Genomic DNA, 17,482 nt, shown 5'->3' on the forward strand with positions numbered 1-17,482 from the left:
TGTGTCGCCGTCGCACCCGATCACCGCACTCTCGTCGGCGAGCGGAAACCCTCGCTCCAGCGCCGGTCCGAGAGGTGCAGCAGGATCGGGATTCGAGACCCCAGCAGCTCGTCCCATTCGCCGATCGCCGCCTCGGCCGCCGCGACGACGTTCGCCAGTGGAGCCCCCGGCCGCACGGTCACGGCCAACTCGACCGCGCGCGTCTGACCGACACGGTAGGTGCCTGTGCGGGCCGAGAGCACATCGGGGCGTCGGATCAGCGGCTCGGTGAGCACGGCGTCGACCACGTTGCGATCGACCGTCGTCCGCCCGGTGGCGGTATGCACGTCGAGCACGGTATTCGAGCGCCCACGTCGGCGCGAGATCAGGAACACCACCAGCAGAACCGTCAGCACCAGCGCAGCCGCCGCCGCGAACAGCAGCGGCATCGGCACCGGGCCGATGCCCATCACCTGCCACGTCCGGTCGTCGACGGATTCCCACGCGGCCGCGACTTCTGCCGCCGGCCGCCGCACCCACGCCGGCGGATTACCGGCGGAGAGCACTCCTGCCGCGAGAGCGACGGCTCCGGCGATCAGAAGCGCCGCACCCACGAGGAAGAGCACACTGCGGTTCACGAATCGGTTCGTCGCGTTCATGCCACCACTCCGTTCGGTTCGACGACCACGCGCGGGGTGGCCGAGAAGCCGATCCCGGCGAGGATGTCGCTCGCCGCGTCTTCTGCGTCGGCCACCCGGACGAAGACGCCGCTGGTCGGAGTGATGCGGACTTCGACCGTGCGTCGGCCGACGAAGACGGACACCCGGCTGCGGTCGACTCCGGCACGACGGGCGACCGCTGCGGCGATCGAGTCGGCGATCACGCCGTCGTCCACGAGCAGCGCGGTCCGGTCGGTGAGGCGTGCCCGCCGTGCCCGTCGTCCGGGCAGCAGTGCGAGCGCGATGAGCACCACGGCGAGGGCCGTGAGCACCCCACCCACGGTGAACAGCACCGGCGGCTGCTGCACCCCGACGGAGATCTCCTCGAGCGGTCGCGCTGCCGCGTCACGGAAGCCGCCGTCGACGAGCCACCACACGGCGCCGGCGAGCAGCGCGATCAGGAGCAGGGCACCGATGGATGCGACCACCATCGCCGCGGCCGTGCGGGACGTGTGCGTCTCGCGACGCAGGACGCGGCGATACGTCGCCTGTTCGTTCGTCATCGCACTCTCCTCTCCGTACTCCGGTGGACGCCCGAGTACCGGACGTCCACGGTGCCGACCTCACGGCCGGCCAGTTCTCGCATGCCCTCGATCAGACCGGTGCGGAGTTCCTCCCCGCCGGCGACCAGGTCCGTTCGACGCGTCGATGCCACGGCCACGGGCACGGTGACCGCGATCCGCAGTGCACCGTGATCGTCCGACAGCTGCACCCCGACGTCGCGAGCCGAGACCCGGGCGACATCGTGCGCGATGCCGACGGCGAGCCGCTGCAGTGCGCGGGCGGTGAAGGTCGTCGTCCCCACGACGACGCCTCCCCCTGCCTGCGATGAGCGGTCGGCCGTCATGAGGAGGAGCGCCGGCCTCGGAAGACCTCGGCGAGCGCCCGCAGGTCGAGTCGACCGTCGATGATGCGGCCGGCGACCGCGCCCACCAGCATCGCCAGGGCCACGAGCAGGAACGCCCAGAAGCCGAGGGCGATCCAGGTCAGCGTGAGAGCAGCCGCTGCCGCCGCTCCGATCACCGACGCGGTCACTGGACTCGCGTCTCCTGCGTGCCGTCGCCCTCGTCATCGGAGGGGATGTGCACATCGTTGACGGTCACGTTGACCTCGGCGACCTCCATGCCCACCAGTTCCACCATGGCGCGGTGGATGGCGGCGCGGACGTCGTCCGCCACCTTCTGGAGGGAGACCGGGTACTCGGCGACGATCGTCACGTCGACCGCGACCTGAGTCTCCCCGACCTCCACGCGGATCCCCTGCGAGAGGTCGGTGGTATTGAGCGCGTCGCGGATGGCCCCCACCATGCGCGCGGTGCCCCCACCGAGTGCGTAGACGCCGCTGACCTCGCGAGCGGCGATGCCGGCGATCTTGGCCACCACCGCATCCTCGATCGTGGTCTTGCCCGCAGCAGCCCCCTGCTGCGGTGCGACGATCTGGGTCTTGGGCTGAGTACTGCCGGTCACGTTCGCCATCTCGAGCTCCTTCATCCGTGTATCCGTCCCCCTGCGGAGTGCGGGTCGCCGTTCAGCGACACCACTAGGACGGATGCCGGGCGGAGAACGTCACAGATTCGTCGGAACTTTTTCGTCCCCGCCTGAGCGGGCACTCACAGTGCACTCCAAGGAAGAGAGTGCAATATTGCACTCCATGAGCGACAGTGCAGATTCACTGCGGGAGCAGCGCAAGCGCGAGACGTCCCGTGCACTCACCGATGCCGCCCGCCGACTGACGACGGAGCAGGGCTTCGCGGGTTTCACCATCGAAGAGCTGTGCGCCGAGGTGGGCGTGTCCCGACGCACCTTCTTCAACTACTTCGAGAGCAAGGAGAACGCGGTCTTCGGGTTCGCCACCATCGACTCGCGCCAGGAGGCCCTCGAAGAGGAGTTCGCCTCGCAGCACGGTGACCTGCTCGACGACTTCATCGAGCTGACGATCCGCCGCTTCGAGCTGTTCAACCCGGTCGAGGATGCTCCGGCGATGTTCGCCGTGATCGAGCAGGAGCCGCGTCTGCTCAAGGCCGCGTTCGAGCAGCTCGCCAAGAACGAGCGCCGCGACGGCGAGCTGATCCTCCGCCGCATCCCCGACGCCCCCGATGCCGAGCTCCGCGCCGAGGTGATCGTGCACACCGTCGGCGCGCTCGTGCGGATGAGCATGGACCAGCTCCTGCACCACCAGGCCACCGAGCCGTTCAGCGATCTCATCACCCGACGTCTCGACCTCGCCCGCTCGCTCTACGCACCGTCACAGAAAGACCTCTGAATGTCCGCCACCGCCACGAAGGATGCGCCCTTCCTGCTCACGAAGCGCCGCATCTGGATCATCTTCAGCGCCCTCATCGCGGGCATGCTGCTCTCCAGCCTCGATCAGACCATCGTCTCGACCGCCATGCCGACCATCGTCGGGCAGCTCGGCGGCGTCGACCACCAGGTCTGGATCACCACCGCCTACCTGCTCGCCACGACCATCGTGATGCCGATCTACGGCAAGTTCGGTGACGTCCTCGGCCGACGCAACCTGTTCCTGGTCGCCATCGCGCTGTTCACCCTGGCCTCGGTCGGCTGCGCCTTCGCCACCGACTTCTGGATGTTCGTCGTCTTCCGCGCCCTGCAGGGCCTCGGCGGCGGCGGCCTGATGATCCTGTCGCAGGCGATCATCGCCGACATCGTGCCGGCCAACGAGCGCGGCAAGTACATGGGCCCGCTCGGCGCCGTGTTCGGTCTGTCGGCCGTCGCGGGGCCGCTCCTCGGCGGCTACTTCGTCGACCACCTGACCTGGCAGTGGGCGTTCTACATCAACATCCCCGTCGGCATCGCCGCGTTCATCATCGCTCTGGTCGCGCTGAAGCTGCCGAGCAAGAAGGCCGAGAAGCCGATCGACATCTTCGGCGTGATCTTCCTCTCGATCGCGACCACCTGCCTGATCTTCTTCACCGACTTCGGCGGCGACAAGGAGTTCGGCTGGGATTCGCTGGCCACCTGGGCCTGGGGCGCCGGCCTGATCGTCGCAGCCACGGCCTTCGTCATCACGGAATCGCGGGTCAAGGACCCGATCATCCCGCTCAGCCTCTTCCGCAACCCGATCTTCGTGAACGCGACCGCGATCGGACTGGTGCTCGGGATCGGCATGTTCGCGGCGATCGGCTTCGTGCCGACCTTCCTGCAGATGTCGTCCGGCACCTCGGCGGCGGAATCCGGTCTGCTGATGATCCCGATGATGGTGGGCCTGATGGGCACGTCGATCTTCTCGGGCATCGCGATCTCCAAGACCGGCAAGTACAAGATCTATCCGATCCTCGGCACGATCATCACCGGCATCGCGATGGTCTCGATGACCACCCTGTCGGCCTCCACACCGATCTGGTTGATCTGCACGTTCCTGTTCGTGTTCGGCGCCGGACTCGGCCTCATCATGCAGGTCGTCGTCCTGGTCGTGCAGAACGCGGTCCCCGCGGGCGAGCTCGGCACCGCCACCAGCACGAACAACTACTTCCGCGAGGTCGGCGCGTCGCTGGGGACCGCCGTGTTCGGCACGATCTTCACCACGCGCCTGACCGAGAACCTCACCGGGGTCTTCGCCGGGGCCGGCGCCTCGCCGGATGCCGCCTCCCAGGCCGCGTCCACGATCGACCCCGCGACGCTGAACACCCTCCCCGACGAGGTGCGCGACGGCATCGTCACCGCGTACGCGGACGCTCTGGCGCCGGTGTTCTGGTACCTCGTACCCTTCATCGCACTCGCACTCGTGTTGTCGCTGTTCCTCAAGCAGATCCCGCTGTCCGATCAGGCCGGACTCGTCGCCCGCGGCGAGGCGATCAGCGGTGAGGAAGCGGAGCGCATGGAAGCCGAGCAGCGGGGCATCGCCCATCCGGACGGCCTCGCGACGGCGGATGCCGGGCCGACGGACACAGGTTCCACACCGACGGTCCGCTGACATCCTCGCGCCCTCACCCTTCTGATGAAGGGTGAGGGCGCGGTGGTGTCAAGCCCCTCCCTTTCCGCGAAGCGAGCGGTCATCCTTCATCGTGGGGACAGGCAGGAGAACGATGGAGCACGACCCGGACCGCAGGTTCGCCCTGGCGCGCGTCGGCGACACCGACTGGGCGATCCATGATCTGCACTACCCGGAGGGCGATCACCGCCGAGTGGTCTGCACGATCTTCGAAGACGCGCCGACGGAGTTCGAGGTCCTGTGGCGACGCGACCTCCCCCTCGCCCTGCGGTACAGCTCCGCAGAGGACGTGCTCGACGCCGTCCGGAGGTTCCAGGACGCCTCTCGGGCGACGCGGCCGATCCCGATCCCGCACCTCCCACCGACGCGCAACCGGGGTGCGGGTCGGAGCGCTCCTCGCTGACACGCCGAGATGCCTCCGCTGGACGCACAGCGCCGGCCTGCGCAAAACTGACGTGAACACGCCGGCCCTCCCCCACCGCCTGGAGTCCTCATGACCTCTCCCGCACCCACCGCCACGTTCTGGAAGAGGTTCTGGGAAAAGGGCGGATGGTGGCGAGCGCTCCTCCTCACGGCCGCGTACTTCGTCCTCTTCCAGCTGCTCTCGCTGTCGTTCACTCCACTCGCGCTGAACATCCAGGAACCGAGCAGCGCGGCGGGCCTCGCCGTGTTCTACGTCCTGCCCGAACTCGTCGGGGCCGTCATCCTCGCCGCCTTCACCCTCTCGGTCGGGTGGTGGCGCGAGGTCTTCGGCCGGCAGCCGATCCGCGGCCGAGGCTGGATGTGGATCGCCATCGTTGTGGTGCTGCTGTTCAACATCCTCCGCTTCGCGACGATCGACTACGGCAAGGCGGGCTTCGACGTCGTGCTGACGTGGCTCCTGGCCGGACTCCTGATCGGCTTCACCGAAGAGGTGCTCACTCGCGGCCTGGTCGTGAACCTGATGCGCAAGGCGGGCCACCGCGAGGTCGTGGTGGCCGTGGTCTCGGCCGCCCTCTTCGCGGGACTGCACGCGGGCAACCTGCTCAACGGGCAGAACCTCCTCGCGACCGGGTTCCAGCTGGTCTACACCTTCGCCTTCGGCATCCTGATGTACCTCGCGCTCCGCGTGACCGGAACGATCATCGCGCCGATCCTGCTGCACGCGAGCACCGACCCGAGCATCTTCCTGCAGACCGCCTACCCGGCGGAGGGCGCGCTCACGGGCTTCGCCGGTCTCGGCAACATCGTGGTGGTCGTCGCCGGCTTCGTGACGATCTTCTTCATCCGCGGCCGCGTCGGCGACGCGCATCCGGACTTCAGCGAGACACGTCCGGCCTGACCGCGCGTCACGCGTCGGTGCCGCGCTGCACCGACAGCGCCCACACCTGCTCGATCGGGGTGAAGCCGTCCTCGCCATCAGCACCGTGGAAGCCTTCGACGAACCGGCCGATGTCGGCCTGCCACGCGTCGTTCACCGGCGAGGCCTCGACGACGCGCATCGCGGCCTCGAAGTCGTCGCATTCGACCAGGTGGAACAGGTCGCGACCGGAGCGCCAGATCGTCCAGTCGTGGATGCCCGCGACGCCGAAGAGGTCGCGCAGCGCATCGGGGATCCGGGCGTGGTGGGATCGGTAGTCGTCGACCGCACCCTCGGCGATGATCGAATGCAGGGCGATGCGCATGTGGTCCCCTCCGCGCTCAGATCGATTCCGGCGACAGGACATGCCCGGCGTGCTCCAACGCGTTCCACAGCTCCGCAGGAATCACCGCCGTCGCGCGGGCGACGGCCTCCGTCACCTGCTGCACCCCGCGCATCCCCACGACGGCCGAGGCCACCTGCGGCATCCGCAGCGGATACTGCACGGCGGCCGACGGCAGCGTCACGCCATGCGCGCGGCAGATGCGCTCGAGCTCGCGCGCCCGCTCCACTACGTCCTGGGGCGCATCGGCGTAGTCGTAGCTGACCCGGTCGGGCACGCTGTCACGGGCGAGGAGTCCCGAGTTGTAGACGGCGGCGGCGACCACCGCGACACCACGCTCGCGCGCGAGCCGCAGCATCCGCAGACTGGCGGCCTGCTCGAGGAGCGTGAGTCGCCCGGCGCACATCACGATGTCCGTGTCGGTCTGCTCGATCAGGTCGGCGAGCATTCCGGCCTGGTTCATTCCGGCGCCGTATGCCCCGATCACGCCCTCGTCGCGCAGTGCCGACAGCGTCTGCGCGCCCGTGGTCCTGGCGGCGTCGAGGTGATCGTCCGGGTCGTGCATGTACACGACGTCGACCCGGTCGAGTCCGAGCCGGTCCAGGCTCGCCTCGATCGAACGCAGGATCCCGTCGCGGCTGAGGTCGTACACGCGCCTTACATCGGACGGCACGTCGAAGAGGTTGTCCAGGTCGCGGAGATGGGCTGTCTCCGGGCTCGGGACGAGTAGTCGCCCGGCTTTCGTGGAGAGCACGTACTCATCCCGCGGATACGCGGCGAGCGCGCGGCCGAGTCGGCGCTCCGAGAGCCCGAGTCCGTAGTGGGGCGCCGTGTCGAAGTAGCGGATGCCGGCGTCCCAGGCCGCGTGCACCGACGCTTCCGCCTCCTCGTCGGTCATCACGCTGCCCAGATTGCCGAGCTGGGCGCATCCCATGCCGAGGATGCTGACGTCGAGCCCGCGATGCGTGCGAACGGGGATCATGAGGCCTCCACCGACGATCCGTGGATGTGACTCATCACGGCCGCGCTCATCGGCTGGTAATCGTGCGTGTTCTCGACGACACCGCGCACGATGAACTGGTCCATCACGACGATGCGGTCGGCGAGAGTCACCATCTCGGCGAGGTCGCTCGAGATGAGCAGGATCGCCATGCCGTCGTCGGCGAGCCGCCAGATGAGCTCGTAGAACGCGCGCTTGGTGCGCACGTCGATTCCGACCGTCGGCTCGTCGATGATGAGCACACGGGTCCGCGCGGCGAGCCACTTGGCCAGAGAGACCTTCTGCTGGTTGCCTCCGGAGAGCTGTCCGGCGAGCTGATCCTGCGAGCTGATCCTGATGTCCAGGGCGTCGACGTGGGTCTGCACCGCGTCGCGCTCCGTGCGCCCGGGGACGAATCCGAGGACCTTCGAGATCTCCGACCAGATGGTGACGGCGACGTTGCGCGTGATCGACTGCAGGAGGAAGACTCCCTCCTCCTTGCGGTTCTCGGTGACGTAGCCGATGCGGAAACGGCGCAGGGCATCGCGCACGGAGCGGATCCGCACCGATCTGCCGTCGACCTTCACCTCTCCCCCGACGACCCGGTCGAGTCCGAGGATGGCTCGCGCGAGCTCGGTGCGGCCGGCGCCGACGAGCCCGTACATCCCGAGCACCTCTCCCGGATGAACCGCGAGCGAGATGCGGCGATGCCCGGCGGCGGTGCTGACATCCGTCAGCTCGAGCGCGGGCGTGACGGTGCGGTCGACCTCGCGCTCCTCGACCTCCAGATCGGCGAGCGTGCGGCCGACCATCCGCGCGACGACCTCGTCATGGGTCGTGTCCGCGATCGGCTGCGAGGGCATGACGGTGCTGCCGTCGCGGAGCACCGTGATCGCATCGCAGTGCGCGAACACCTCGTCGAGCTTGTGGCTGACGAGGACGACGGCGGTGCCCTCGGCGCTGAGCTGGCGCACCACTTTGTAGAGCCGGTCGGCCTCGTCGTTGCTGAGTGAGGCGGTCGGTTCGTCGAGCAGGAGCACCTTGGCGCTGCGGTACAGGCCGCGGGCGATCTCCACGAGCTGGATCTGCGCGGCCGAGAGCTCACGCATGGGCGTGCGGGGATCGATGTCGAGGTCGAGCATGTCCAGGCAGCGCTTCGACTCGCGCCACACCTGCCGCCAGTCGACCGCGCCCGCACGGCGGGGCATCGCGGAGAGGGCGATGTTCTCCCCCACGGTGAACTCGCGGACGACGTTGCGCTCCTGATGCACGACACCGATGCCGGCCGCCATCGCCTCCAGCGGGTTCGAGAACGAGATCTCCTCACCGCCCAGGATCAGGCTCCCGGAGTCAGCGCCCTGCACACCGGTCACGATCTTGATGAGCGTCGACTTGCCCGCGCCGTTCTCGCCCATGAGGGCGTGCACCGAGCCGGCCTCGAGGGTCAGGTTCGCGTCGGCGAGCGCGGTCACGCCAGGGAACGTCTTGCGCAGGTTCCGGACTTCCAGTGCGACGGTCATCGCTTCACCTCCGCCAGTGCGGCTTCCGCCCGCAACGATCTGATCCTGCTGGCATGTCGAGACGCCTGCACCTCGCGCAGCTTGCCGAGAGCCACGGTACCCAGCACCACCGCACCGACGACGAAGTTCACGACCTCGGCGTCGAAGCGGAAGATCGGGCTGGCGGCATCCACGAGCCGCACGACCATCGCCGCGAGCACCGTGCCGAGGACTGCCACGGTCCCTCCGGCGAGCGCGACGCCGCCGATGATCGGTGCGGCGAAGCTCGGCAGCAGCCAGTCGCCGCCGACGGTCGTGTTCACACCGGGGAGGAACGAGATGCTCACCATCGCGGCGACGCCGCAGAGGAGTCCGGAGAGCGTGTGGGCCACGACGAGAGCGCGGTCGGTCGAGATTCCGGCGAGTTGCGCGGCCGAGGCGTTGCCCCCGCTGGCCAGGAGCTTGCGTCCCGACACCGTCTGCGCGAAGTACAGGGCGACGATCACGGCGACCACGAGCGTCATCAGGAAGATCGTGGGGATGCCCAGGATCTCCGACCGCCCGAAGGCGGCGAGCTCGGGCCAGGCCTTGCGCTCGATCGTACGGGTGCCCACGAGGGCGTACTGCACACCGATCAGGATCTGCGACATCGCGAGAGTCACGATGAAGCCGTTGATCCTGGTCCCGACGACCAGCAGACCGTTGACGAGGCCGAGGACGGCGCCGGTGAGCACGGCGACGAGGGCACCGATCCATGGGGGGACGCCCCAGGATGTGACGATCACGCCGGTGAAGCAGGCCGCGACGCCGCCGATGGCACCGACCGCGAGGTTGAGCTGCCCGACGCAGAGCGTGATCATCTGGGCGAGCCCGATCAGGATCGGCACGCTGACGAACCGGAAGAAGCTCGTCATCGACACCGGGCCGAAGAACTGTCCCGACGTCGCCATGCCCAGCACGGCGGCTCCGACCACGACGATCCCGACCAGCAGGAGGTTGTTCGCGCTGATCATGCGTTTCATCGGTGGGCCTCCGCCTCTTCGAGTTCGACGGCGAGCGTCGCGGCGGACTCCGTCGCTGCGGCGGGACGGCGTCGCGCGAAGAGCAGCCGCAGCCGGTCCGTGGCGAGTGCCGCCAGGAGGATGACGCCGAGCAGGACGTTGAGCGTCTCGAGCCCGACCCCGAACAGCTCGAGCCCCTTGCGGATCACCGAGGTCAGCGTGATGCCGAGCGCGGTGCCGACGATCGAGACCAGGCCGCCGGCGAGCAGCGTGCCGCCGAGGATCGGTCCGAGGAACGAGGAGAGCATGAACTCGCTGCCGATGGCGGGGGTGAACGACCCCGTGCTCGCGGCGAGCAAGAACCCGGCGATCGCCGCGAGCAGCCCGGAGAGGGCATGCGCGAGGATGGTCCGGCTCGCGGTGGGGATGCCGGAGAGCTCTGCGGCCTTCACGCTGCTGCCGGTCATCAGGACTTCGCGTCCGCTGCGTGTGCAGGTGTAGAAGTACCAGATCACGGCCATGCAGCCGAGGGCGGGCAGGACCATGAGCGGCACGGCGTTCGAGCCGCAGTAGCCGAACATGCAGACGTCGGCGAAGGTGCCGCGACCGATGGTCTCGAACCCGGCGGGCGAGACCGTGAACGCCTGGCCGGTGCTCCACGACTTGTACAGCGTGGGGATCAGTCCCAGCAGCGTGAAGCTCATCGCGAGGGTGACGATGAACGAGTTCACGCCGGTCTTGGCGATGATCCATCCGGCGAGCGCGCCGAGCGCCGTACTGGCGAGCACCCCGAGAGCGAGCCCGGCGAGGAGTGGCAGGCCGAGGTTCTCGAACGCGGCACCGGTGACGAGCGCCCCGATCCCGGCGAGCTGACCGACAGCGAGGTTCATGTGACCGATCGAGAGCACCACCATCTGCGCGAGCCCGACGACGGTGAAGATCGCGATCGTCGTGAGCAGCGGCGCGATGACGAAGGGGCCGTTGAGGAACGCCGGTTTGAGGATCGCCAGGGTCGTGACCAGGACGACGATCAGGACGACGAGGAGCGCACGCGGTGAGCGGAGCTCGGCGCGCGCGGCAGCACCCAGACGCGACATCAGAGCACGATCCTGTCGTCCATCGCATCGCGATCCCAATCGATGCCCAGGCCGAGCGTCTCCGGCGCGAGGGCGCGGCCGCCTTCGATGGTCATACCGGTCCGGGTGATCGCGCGCAGCTGCGGGATGTGCTCGACGTAGCGTCCGTTCGGGACTGCGGCGACCAGGCTCACATGCAGCTCCATGAGGAAGTGCGGGCACACGTGCACGTTGAACGACTCGGCGAGGTGCGCGACCTTCAGCCAAGGCGTGATGCCGCCGATGCGGGCGACGTCCACCTGGACGATTCCCGCGGCGCCGCGGTCGAGATACTCGCGGAACTGCGCGATCGAGTACATCGACTCCCCCACCGCGATAGGTGTCGAGGTCGATGCCGCGAGGCGGACATGCCCCTCGATGTCATCGGCGGGCAGGGGCTCTTCGATCCAGCCGAGGTCGAGTCCGTCGAACAGTCGAGCACGACGGATGGCCTCCGCGCCGGTCAGGGACTGGTTGGCGTCGACCATGATGTCGAAGTGCGAGCCGACGGCCTCACGAACGGCCGTCAGTCGCTCGCGATCCTCCTGCCCGCTCGGCTTGCCGATCTTCACCTTGACACCCTTGAGACCGGCATCTTTCGAGGCGAGCGCACCGGCCACCAGCTCGTCGGAGTCGAGGTGCAGCCACCCGCCTTCGGTGTCATAGAGGGGGATGTCACGGCGGAACCCACCCGCGAGGCGCCAGAGCGGGAGCGCGGCACGACGCGAGGCGATGTCCCACAGCGCCGTGTCGACGGCAGCCAGTGCGAGCGAGGTGATGGCCCCGGTCGTCGTCGCGCGGGTCGAGGCGAACAGGCGGTACCAGACCGCCTCGATGCGGTCGGCTTCCTGACCGACGAGGATCGGGAGCAGGTGGTCGCGCAGCATCGACAGCACTGCGCGACCTCCCGTTCCGATCGTGTAGGAGTACCCGAGGCCGTGCAGGCCATCGCTCGTGGTGAGTTCGACGAAGATCGTCTCCTGAGACACGAAGCTCTGCACGGCATCCGTGCGTTCGGTCTCGACGGCGACGTCCACGAGGAACGCGCGAGCATCGGTGATCGTACTGGCCATCGGGTACATCTCCTGGTGTGGGTAAGATCACTTGCAGGTGAGCAGCTCGTCGTCGAACTGCTTCTTCACCTTCTCGGCGAACGCGACGCGCTCGTCGTCGTACGTGTCGACGTTGTCCTTCGTGACGACGAACGAGCCGGAGTCGACGATCACTCCGGGGTCGGCCATCTCGCAGGTGCCGCTCGCGAGCTGAGCTAGCACCCAACTGCCCACATAGGCCTGGCCGGCGGGGTTCTGCGCGACCGTTCCGTAGACGGAGCCGTCGCGGATGCCGTCGAGGATGGTGGCGTCGTCGTCGATCGCGACGAGCTGGATCTCGAGGCCGGATTCGGCGATCGCCTCGGCGCTCGCCACGGCCGGGTTGTAGGCCGTGGTGACGATCGCGTTGATCTCGGACCCGCTCGCCGCGAGGAGGTCGGATGCCGCCTTCTGGGCGGTCGCGAGGTCGGTGTCGACATCGGTGATGGTCTGGAGCAGGGTCACGGCACCGTCGGTCTCGTCGATCGCGCGCTGGACGCCTTCGATGCGACGCTGCGTGTTGGAGTCGACGTTGTTGCCGGTCATGTGCACGATCGTGCCCTTGCCGCCGATCGCCTCTATGGCCGCAGCGGCAGCCTGGTAGGCGGCTTCCTCGGTGTCGGTCGAGAGGCAGAACGCGGCGAGGTTCTCGTCGCCTGCCGGACAGGAGGCGATGGATCCGACCGCGACCCCCGCATCGGTGAGCTTCTTGAAGGTCGCGTTGATGTCCGTCGGGGAGACGCCGAAGATGCCGAACGCGTTGTAGCCGTTGGCCACGAGCGAGTTGATCACATCGTTCTGCTTGGTCTGGTCCCACTCGGCGGTCTCGTTGAACGTGACCTCGCCGAGGCTGAAGTCCTTGGCCGCCTTCTCGCCGGCCTCGATCCAGGGCTGGAAGTACGGGTGGGCGCCGCCGGGAACGAGGGCGACGCGCACGTCGGACAGATCCCCGCCGGCCCCGTCGCCGCCGGCATCCGGATCGGCGTTCTGCGGAGTGCACGCGCCGAGCGCGAGGGTGAGGGCGGCGGCTGCCGCGATGACGGCGCCGAGCCGCACGTGCTGTGTGATGCGCATCTTTGAGCCTCCAGGAAAGGGTTCCTTTTGAAATATCGTATTTGATCTTTCAAAGGATATGATGGCTGCACTCCGCCGCTATGTCAAGGGAAAGGTCGGATGTCTACGCTCGGTCAGTTGCCCTCCTTCACCCCCGGTGCACGCACGATGCTCGGCGACGAGGTGTACGGCGCGCTCCAGCAGTCGATCCTCGACGGAACCTACCCGCCGGACGCGCGCATCAACGCCGGCGAGCTGGCCCGGCAGTTCGAAGTGTCACCCACTCCGGTGCGAGAGGCGCTCGCGCGACTCGAGTCGGACGGGCTCGTCGAGAAGCTCCCCCTGCGCGGGTACCGCACGACCGATCTGCTCGATCGGACGCGGCTGACCGAACTCTTCGAACTGCGACTGCTGCTGGAGCCGGGCAGCGCGGCGAGCGCCGCCGAACGCCGCTCGGCCACGGATCTGAAGGAACTCGCTCACGAGGTCGAGGCGGGGCGGACCGCGGTCGGCGAAGCGGACGCCTACCGCCTGCTCTCCCGCCATGACGTGCGACTGCACGATCTCGTGTTCCGATCGGCGCAGAACGAGACGGTCCGCCAGGCGTATGCGCGCACGCACTGCCACCTGCACACGTTCCGACTCGCCTACACGGGCGCATACGTGTCGGACACGGTCGACGAGCACGCGGCCATCGTCCGCGCCATCACCGAGGGCGACCCCACCGCGGCGGCGGAGTCGATGCGCACGCACATCGAGCGCTCCCGCGACCGGCTGATGCGCGTCGTCGACTGAGACGCGCACACCTGCTCTCTCGCGGCGCCGGGCCACATCATCGGCTACACCGCGCCCGTTCAGGAAACGACAAAACCCCCGGATGACCGGGGGTTTAAGTCTGTAGCAGGAGCGGGGCTTGAACCCGCGACCTCACGATTATGAGTCGTGCGCTCTAACCAGCTGAGCTACCCTGCCGCGAGGCATCCGTCCGCGTGAGAAGAATGCTGCGAGCCCCGAGTCAGGATTGAACTGACGACCCCTTCCTTACCATGGAAGTGCTCTGCCACTGAGCTATCGGGGCGTGCTGCCCCTCGCGGGGCAACCGTACGAGAATACCATTACTGTGGCGTCCTCATGAAATCCGGGCCGGTCAGTACGACGTCCGCCCGGCGTTCTCCTTGAGCCACGGCATCGGATCGATGGTCGACCCGTTGACGATGAGCTCGAAGTGCATGTGCGCGCCGTAGGAACGACCCGTGTTTCCGGTCTTGCCGACGACGGTGCCGACCTTGACGGTCTCGCCGGCCTTGACCTGCAGCGAACCGTACTGCATGTGCGAGTAGTGGCTCGTGATGACCGACCCGTCGATGACGTGGTCGATGTAGACGGTCACGCCGTAAGCGCCGCCCTGCTCGGTCGCGATGCGGACGGTGCCGTCGGCGATCGCCTGAACCGGGGCGCCGTCGCCGGGAACGAAGTCGATGCCCTCGTGCAGACGGCCGCTGCGCATGCCGTACCCGTAGCTCATGCCGACGCCGACCAGGAAGGGCCACTGGATGGCCGCGTCGGGGTCGTTCGTGAAGATCTCGCCCGAGTAGTTGATGCCCTGCTCGGCGGCGACCTGGACCAGCGAGACGGTACTGAAGTCGTCGGACCGCGCAAGCGTCTCGTTCTCGACGCCCGAGGGTGCGACGAAGGCTTGGATCTCGTCGTCGGCCGCTCCCTTCGCGTCGGCGGCAGCAGCCGAGACCAGCGAGGTGGCGGCGACCGAGGTTCCCTGAACCGCGGCGACGGCCTCGGCGGGAAGAGTCATGGAGACGGCGAGGAGCCCTGCGAGGCTCATCACGCCGACGCTGGCGCCGACGGCCACGACCTTGCGGAAGCTACGCGGGCGGCGCGCGACGACGTGGGCGGGCGCGTCTGGCTGCGCAGAGCCCGCAGCCGACGGCTTCTGCGCGGTGAACGCGGCGGCGGAAGAGTCGACCGTCGGGATCGAGCCCGTGCGGAAAGCGCGGGACGCACGCTCGAAGGCGTCGGCATCGTCTTCGAGGGGCAGGTCGGTCGCCGGCTCCGGCTCGGCCGCAGCGTGGGCCTCGTCGCCGGTGGCGATCTCGATGATCTGCTCGACCTTGTCGACCGCAACCGGCGAGGCGGGCACATCCGCGATGATCGGCTCGGGCGTCGGGGCGATGAAGGGCGGTTCGACCACGGTGTCATCGGTGGTCTGTCGCTGGCGTGCAGCACGGCGGGAAAGCGGAGCGACGACGGCGAGGGCGATGGCCGCGGCTTCTGCCGCGGAGTCGGGTGCCGTCGTTCCCGCCGCGGAGGCTTCGGGGGCCTCAGTGCGGAGTCGGCTGGACCGGCGCGTGGGCGCAGAGGCAGCCTGGGAATTCTCGAAGGGCAAAGCGTTTCTCTCGGTCGTGCGTCATGCTCGGGGGCGCAAACTCAGACTTTCACCTTCGGGTGGCGAAAGTAACGATCGGGTAAACCATACCCTGATCAGCCTGGGAATGCCATGAATCGGTCAGTGTTTCGGGTCGAGGATCTCGAGCAGTCGGGCGTGCACCTCGCGACCTCCGGCCACCAGCATCGGCCGCGTCGACTCGACGTCGATCCGGGAGACGCGGCCTCCCGCCTCCGTGATCAGAAGTGCCCCGGCGGCGTGGTCCCAGGGGCGGAGCCCCCGCTCGAAGTACCCGTCGAGCCGACCGGCCGCGACGTAGGCGAGGTCGAGCGCCGCAGCACCCATGCGTCGAAGATCGCGCGCCATCGGCATGACGCGCGCCACCGTGGCGAGATCGCCCTCGTGGGTCGCGGGGTCGTAGCCGAAGCCGGTGCCCAGCAGCGCTCCCGCCGGAGTCTCCTCGGTCACCGCGAGCCGGCTCCCTTCCCACCATGCCCCGTGGCCACGGGCCGCCGTGAAGATCTCCCCGAGCGCGGGCGCGTTGACGGCGGCGGCGAGCGCCACCCAGGTCTCGGGGTCGGGTTCGCCCTGCACCGCGGCGATGCTGACGTTGTACGCCGGGATGCCGTAGGCGTAGTTCACCGTGCCGTCGATCGGATCGACGACCCACGTGATCCCGCTCGCACCCGGCTCGGCGCCCGACTCCTCGCCGAGGAAGCCGTCTTCGGGACGAGCGGCGCGCAGACGCTCGCGGATGAGCGCCTCGACCTCGCGGTCGGCGTCCGTCACGATGTCGGCGAGGGTCGTCTTGGTGGCGGCGAGACGCACCCCGTCACGCCGACGGGCTCGGGCGAGCGCCCCTGCTTCCCGGGCGATCTCTGTCGCGAGTTCGCCGAGCTCGAGTTCGAGCGTCACTGCGCAGGCTGCTGGGGCGCGGGCGGCGGCGGCGGGAACGCCGGCGGTTCGCCCTGCTGCGGGGCCGACGGCTGGCCTCCGGCAGGCGCAGGAGGGACGAGGTGTCCCCCCGGAGCGGTGGGCGGCGCGAACTGCGGCGGCACGGGCTGCGGGGGCACGGGCTGCGGCGCGACCGGGAAACTCGACGCGGGCGCGACAAGCTGCTGCTGCGACGGCGCCGGGGTCGGATATCCGGTGTAGTAGGCGTTCCAGTCGGGCGACGAGTCGGGCAGCGCCGGCAGCGGGGTGACGCCGTCGGCGTAGGTCGGCCACGACGGCGCCGGCGCGATGCCACGAGCGGGCGACGCCTTCTTCTTCGGCGCGAACAGCGCGTTGAGCAGCGGGATGAGCGTGGTGCCGACGGCGACGAGGATCGTGAGCGCGACGACGATCCGCCAGTAGAGCTCGCCGTAGTGGAACGTGTTCGGGAAGGCGAGGAAGAACACGAGCATGCCGACGAGTCCGACCAGGAAGGTGATCGTGACGATGTAGATCACACGGGTGAAGGTCGTGACGTGCCGTTCAGCGGCGGGAGTGAACAGCCGCACATGCAGGAGGGCGAGCTGCAGGATGCCGATGACGAGCAACAGCTGGAAGAAGCGCTCGGCCCCGAAGAACATGCCGTCTTCGGGGAGCCAGATCTTGACGGCTCCGACGAGGAGCGCGACGATCCAGCTCACCATGCTGGCCAGTTGCAGCCAGTCGGGGCGATTCGGCGCGAGGCCGGCCTCGAGGATCGCGATCCCCGCGAAGGCCGCCAGGAGCAGGATCGTGAGGAAGGCTCTTCCGATCAGCCCGTCCTGATCCCCAACGAGCACCCAGATGACGCACACGAGCGCCGCGGCGATCAGTGCGCCGATGGCGATCCAGAGGGATCCTCTGATCAGCAGCGACATATTCTTCTTCTCACCCTGCGGCTGCGTGGTGATGTCCGGCTGGGACATGGCGATCCTCTCGTCGAGCGGCGATGCCTTCATCCTGCCACGCGCATCGCCGCAGGCGAGGGCCGAGCGCCGTGCTGAGGAGAAGTCGTCACCCGACGCCGATGCGGGTAGGAG

At 68.5% G+C, this 17,482-nt stretch carries 20 protein-coding genes and 2 tRNA genes; 5 read left to right on the top strand and 17 right to left on the bottom strand.

Annotated elements, in window-relative coordinates; all coding sequences use genetic code 11:
• Nucleotides 1–20: 20 nt before the first annotated feature.
• From CQ034_RS18615 to CQ034_RS18635, 5 genes are read right to left on the bottom strand one after another with little or no spacing between them, the layout of a single operon-like run.
• Entirely contained in the window at nucleotides 21–638 is a 618-nt protein-coding gene (locus tag CQ034_RS18615; protein WP_105712256.1) for a hypothetical protein, read from the bottom strand.
• A complete protein-coding gene (locus CQ034_RS18620) occupies nucleotides 635–1,201 on the bottom strand; it encodes a hypothetical protein (protein WP_105712257.1) in 567 nt (188 codons plus the stop codon). Before CQ034_RS18620 ends, CQ034_RS18615 begins: the two co-directional genes overlap by 4 nt.
• Nucleotides 1,198–1,503, bottom strand: coding sequence for a hypothetical protein (locus CQ034_RS18625; RefSeq protein ID WP_146114884.1), 306 nt, complete (start codon nucleotides 1,501–1,503; stop codon nucleotides 1,198–1,200). The genes CQ034_RS18620 and CQ034_RS18625 overlap by 4 nt, the downstream gene beginning before the upstream one ends.
• A 38-nt stretch (nucleotides 1,504–1,541) precedes the next feature.
• On the bottom strand, nucleotides 1,542–1,733 hold the full coding sequence (locus CQ034_RS18630; protein WP_105712259.1) for a DUF2273 domain-containing protein: 192 nt from the start codon (nucleotides 1,731–1,733) through the stop codon (nucleotides 1,542–1,544).
• Complete coding sequence (locus CQ034_RS18635; RefSeq protein WP_081859859.1) at nucleotides 1,730–2,173, bottom strand: Asp23/Gls24 family envelope stress response protein; 444 nt, start codon at nucleotides 2,171–2,173, stop codon at nucleotides 1,730–1,732. The genes CQ034_RS18630 and CQ034_RS18635 overlap by 4 nt, the downstream gene beginning before the upstream one ends.
• Nucleotides 2,174–2,348: 175 nt before the next feature.
• Here CQ034_RS18635 and CQ034_RS18640 point away from each other — a divergent pair, with 175 nt between their 5' ends.
• From CQ034_RS18640 to CQ034_RS18655, 4 genes are all read left to right on the top strand, one after another.
• Nucleotides 2,349–2,960: a TetR/AcrR family transcriptional regulator gene (locus CQ034_RS18640; RefSeq protein ID WP_105712261.1), complete on the top strand. Its 612-nt coding sequence runs from the start codon at nucleotides 2,349–2,351 to the stop codon at nucleotides 2,958–2,960.
• Nucleotides 2,961–4,631, top strand: coding sequence for an MDR family MFS transporter (locus CQ034_RS18645; RefSeq protein ID WP_105712262.1), 1,671 nt, complete (start codon nucleotides 2,961–2,963; stop codon nucleotides 4,629–4,631).
• A 112-nt stretch (nucleotides 4,632–4,743) separates the two neighbouring features.
• On the top strand, nucleotides 4,744–5,052 hold the full coding sequence (locus CQ034_RS18650) for a hypothetical protein (protein WP_105712263.1): 309 nt from the start codon (nucleotides 4,744–4,746) through the stop codon (nucleotides 5,050–5,052).
• Between the two features lie 90 nt (nucleotides 5,053–5,142).
• A complete protein-coding gene (locus tag CQ034_RS18655) occupies nucleotides 5,143–5,970 on the top strand; it encodes a CPBP family intramembrane glutamic endopeptidase (RefSeq protein WP_105712264.1) in 828 nt (275 codons plus the stop codon).
• A 7-nt stretch (nucleotides 5,971–5,977) separates the two neighbouring features.
• Here the strand turns inward: CQ034_RS18655 and CQ034_RS18660 are convergent, their stop codons facing one another.
• Genes CQ034_RS18660 through CQ034_RS18690 form a run of 7 tightly spaced genes read right to left on the bottom strand, consistent with a single transcriptional unit; the run spans nucleotide 5,978 to nucleotide 13,090 of the window.
• Nucleotides 5,978–6,313: an L-rhamnose mutarotase gene (locus tag CQ034_RS18660; RefSeq protein ID WP_105712265.1), complete on the bottom strand. Its 336-nt coding sequence runs from the start codon at nucleotides 6,311–6,313 to the stop codon at nucleotides 5,978–5,980.
• A gap of 16 nt (nucleotides 6,314–6,329) precedes the next feature.
• Nucleotides 6,330–7,313 carry an aldo/keto reductase gene (locus tag CQ034_RS18665; RefSeq protein ID WP_105712266.1) on the bottom strand — a complete coding sequence of 328 codons (984 nt, stop codon included), beginning with the start codon at nucleotides 7,311–7,313 and terminating at the stop codon, nucleotides 6,330–6,332.
• Entirely contained in the window at nucleotides 7,310–8,830 is a 1,521-nt protein-coding gene (locus tag CQ034_RS18670; protein WP_105712267.1) for a sugar ABC transporter ATP-binding protein, read from the bottom strand. The genes CQ034_RS18665 and CQ034_RS18670 overlap by 4 nt, the downstream gene beginning before the upstream one ends.
• Nucleotides 8,827–9,831, bottom strand: coding sequence for an ABC transporter permease (locus tag CQ034_RS18675; protein ID WP_105712268.1), 1,005 nt, complete (start codon nucleotides 9,829–9,831; stop codon nucleotides 8,827–8,829). The genes CQ034_RS18670 and CQ034_RS18675 overlap by 4 nt, the downstream gene beginning before the upstream one ends.
• Complete coding sequence (locus tag CQ034_RS18680; RefSeq protein ID WP_105712269.1) at nucleotides 9,828–10,907, bottom strand: ABC transporter permease; 1,080 nt, start codon at nucleotides 10,905–10,907, stop codon at nucleotides 9,828–9,830. The genes CQ034_RS18675 and CQ034_RS18680 overlap by 4 nt, the downstream gene beginning before the upstream one ends.
• A complete protein-coding gene (locus CQ034_RS18685) occupies nucleotides 10,907–11,998 on the bottom strand; it encodes a mandelate racemase/muconate lactonizing enzyme family protein (RefSeq protein WP_105712270.1) in 1,092 nt (363 codons plus the stop codon). The genes CQ034_RS18680 and CQ034_RS18685 overlap by 1 nt, the downstream gene beginning before the upstream one ends.
• A gap of 27 nt (nucleotides 11,999–12,025) precedes the next feature.
• Nucleotides 12,026–13,090, bottom strand: a complete 1,065-nt coding sequence (locus tag CQ034_RS18690; protein ID WP_105712271.1) for a substrate-binding domain-containing protein — start codon at nucleotides 13,088–13,090, stop codon at nucleotides 12,026–12,028.
• A gap of 117 nt (nucleotides 13,091–13,207) precedes the next feature.
• On the opposite strand from CQ034_RS18690, the gene CQ034_RS18695 reads away from it, so the two are divergent.
• Complete coding sequence (locus CQ034_RS18695; RefSeq protein ID WP_181156379.1) at nucleotides 13,208–13,864, top strand: GntR family transcriptional regulator; 657 nt, start codon at nucleotides 13,208–13,210, stop codon at nucleotides 13,862–13,864.
• 103 nt (nucleotides 13,865–13,967) lie between these two features.
• Here the strand turns inward: CQ034_RS18695 and CQ034_RS18700 are convergent.
• The 5 genes from CQ034_RS18700 to CQ034_RS18720 all read right to left on the bottom strand — a co-directional run bounded on the left by CQ034_RS18700 (nucleotide 13,968) and on the right by CQ034_RS18720 (nucleotide 17,368).
• A tRNA-Met gene (locus tag CQ034_RS18700) sits at nucleotides 13,968–14,041 on the bottom strand.
• A 34-nt stretch (nucleotides 14,042–14,075) separates the two neighbouring features.
• Nucleotides 14,076–14,147: transfer RNA gene (locus CQ034_RS18705), tRNA-Thr, on the bottom strand.
• Between the two features lie 69 nt (nucleotides 14,148–14,216).
• Complete coding sequence (locus CQ034_RS18710) at nucleotides 14,217–15,470, bottom strand: M23 family metallopeptidase (RefSeq protein WP_105712273.1); 1,254 nt, start codon at nucleotides 15,468–15,470, stop codon at nucleotides 14,217–14,219.
• Nucleotides 15,471–15,590: 120 nt separating this feature from the next.
• Nucleotides 15,591–16,385 carry an inositol monophosphatase family protein gene (locus CQ034_RS18715; RefSeq protein WP_105712274.1) on the bottom strand — a complete coding sequence of 265 codons (795 nt, stop codon included), beginning with the start codon at nucleotides 16,383–16,385 and terminating at the stop codon, nucleotides 15,591–15,593.
• Nucleotides 16,382–17,368 (bottom strand): hypothetical protein, encoded by a 987-nt coding sequence (locus CQ034_RS18720; RefSeq protein ID WP_146114885.1) that lies wholly within the window; start codon nucleotides 17,366–17,368, stop codon nucleotides 16,382–16,384. Before CQ034_RS18720 ends, CQ034_RS18715 begins: the two co-directional genes overlap by 4 nt.
• Nucleotides 17,369–17,482 lie beyond the last annotated feature (114 nt).

It is taken from the genome of Microbacterium sp. MYb45 (assembly GCF_002979655.1).
Classification (GTDB): Bacteria; Actinomycetota; Actinomycetes; order Actinomycetales; family Microbacteriaceae; genus Microbacterium.

Coding starts and splice junctions, on each gene's coding strand:
- CQ034_RS18615 (WP_105712256.1), bottom strand. CDS start 638: ATGAACGCGACGAACCGATTCGTGAACCGCAGTGTGCTCTTCCTCGTG.
- CQ034_RS18620 (WP_105712257.1), bottom strand. CDS start 1,201: ATGACGAACGAACAGGCGACGTATCGCCGCGTCCTGCGTCGCGAGACG.
- CQ034_RS18635 (WP_081859859.1), bottom strand. CDS start 2,173: ATGGCGAACGTGACCGGCAGTACTCAGCCCAAGACCCAGATCGTCGCA.
- CQ034_RS18640 (WP_105712261.1), top strand. CDS start 2,349: ATGAGCGACAGTGCAGATTCACTGCGGGAGCAGCGCAAGCGCGAGACG.
- CQ034_RS18645 (WP_105712262.1), top strand. CDS start 2,961: ATGTCCGCCACCGCCACGAAGGATGCGCCCTTCCTGCTCACGAAGCGC.
- CQ034_RS18650 (WP_105712263.1), top strand. CDS start 4,744: ATGGAGCACGACCCGGACCGCAGGTTCGCCCTGGCGCGCGTCGGCGAC.
- CQ034_RS18655 (WP_105712264.1), top strand. CDS start 5,143: ATGACCTCTCCCGCACCCACCGCCACGTTCTGGAAGAGGTTCTGGGAA.
- CQ034_RS18660 (WP_105712265.1), bottom strand. CDS start 6,313: ATGCGCATCGCCCTGCATTCGATCATCGCCGAGGGTGCGGTCGACGAC.
- CQ034_RS18665 (WP_105712266.1), bottom strand. CDS start 7,313: ATGATCCCCGTTCGCACGCATCGCGGGCTCGACGTCAGCATCCTCGGC.
- CQ034_RS18670 (WP_105712267.1), bottom strand. CDS start 8,830: ATGACCGTCGCACTGGAAGTCCGGAACCTGCGCAAGACGTTCCCTGGC.
- CQ034_RS18675 (WP_105712268.1), bottom strand. CDS start 9,831: ATGAAACGCATGATCAGCGCGAACAACCTCCTGCTGGTCGGGATCGTC.
- CQ034_RS18680 (WP_105712269.1), bottom strand. CDS start 10,907: ATGTCGCGTCTGGGTGCTGCCGCGCGCGCCGAGCTCCGCTCACCGCGT.
- CQ034_RS18685 (WP_105712270.1), bottom strand. CDS start 11,998: ATGGCCAGTACGATCACCGATGCTCGCGCGTTCCTCGTGGACGTCGCC.
- CQ034_RS18690 (WP_105712271.1), bottom strand. CDS start 13,090: ATGCGCATCACACAGCACGTGCGGCTCGGCGCCGTCATCGCGGCAGCC.
- CQ034_RS18720 (WP_146114885.1), bottom strand. CDS start 17,368: ATGTCCCAGCCGGACATCACCACGCAGCCGCAGGGTGAGAAGAAGAAT.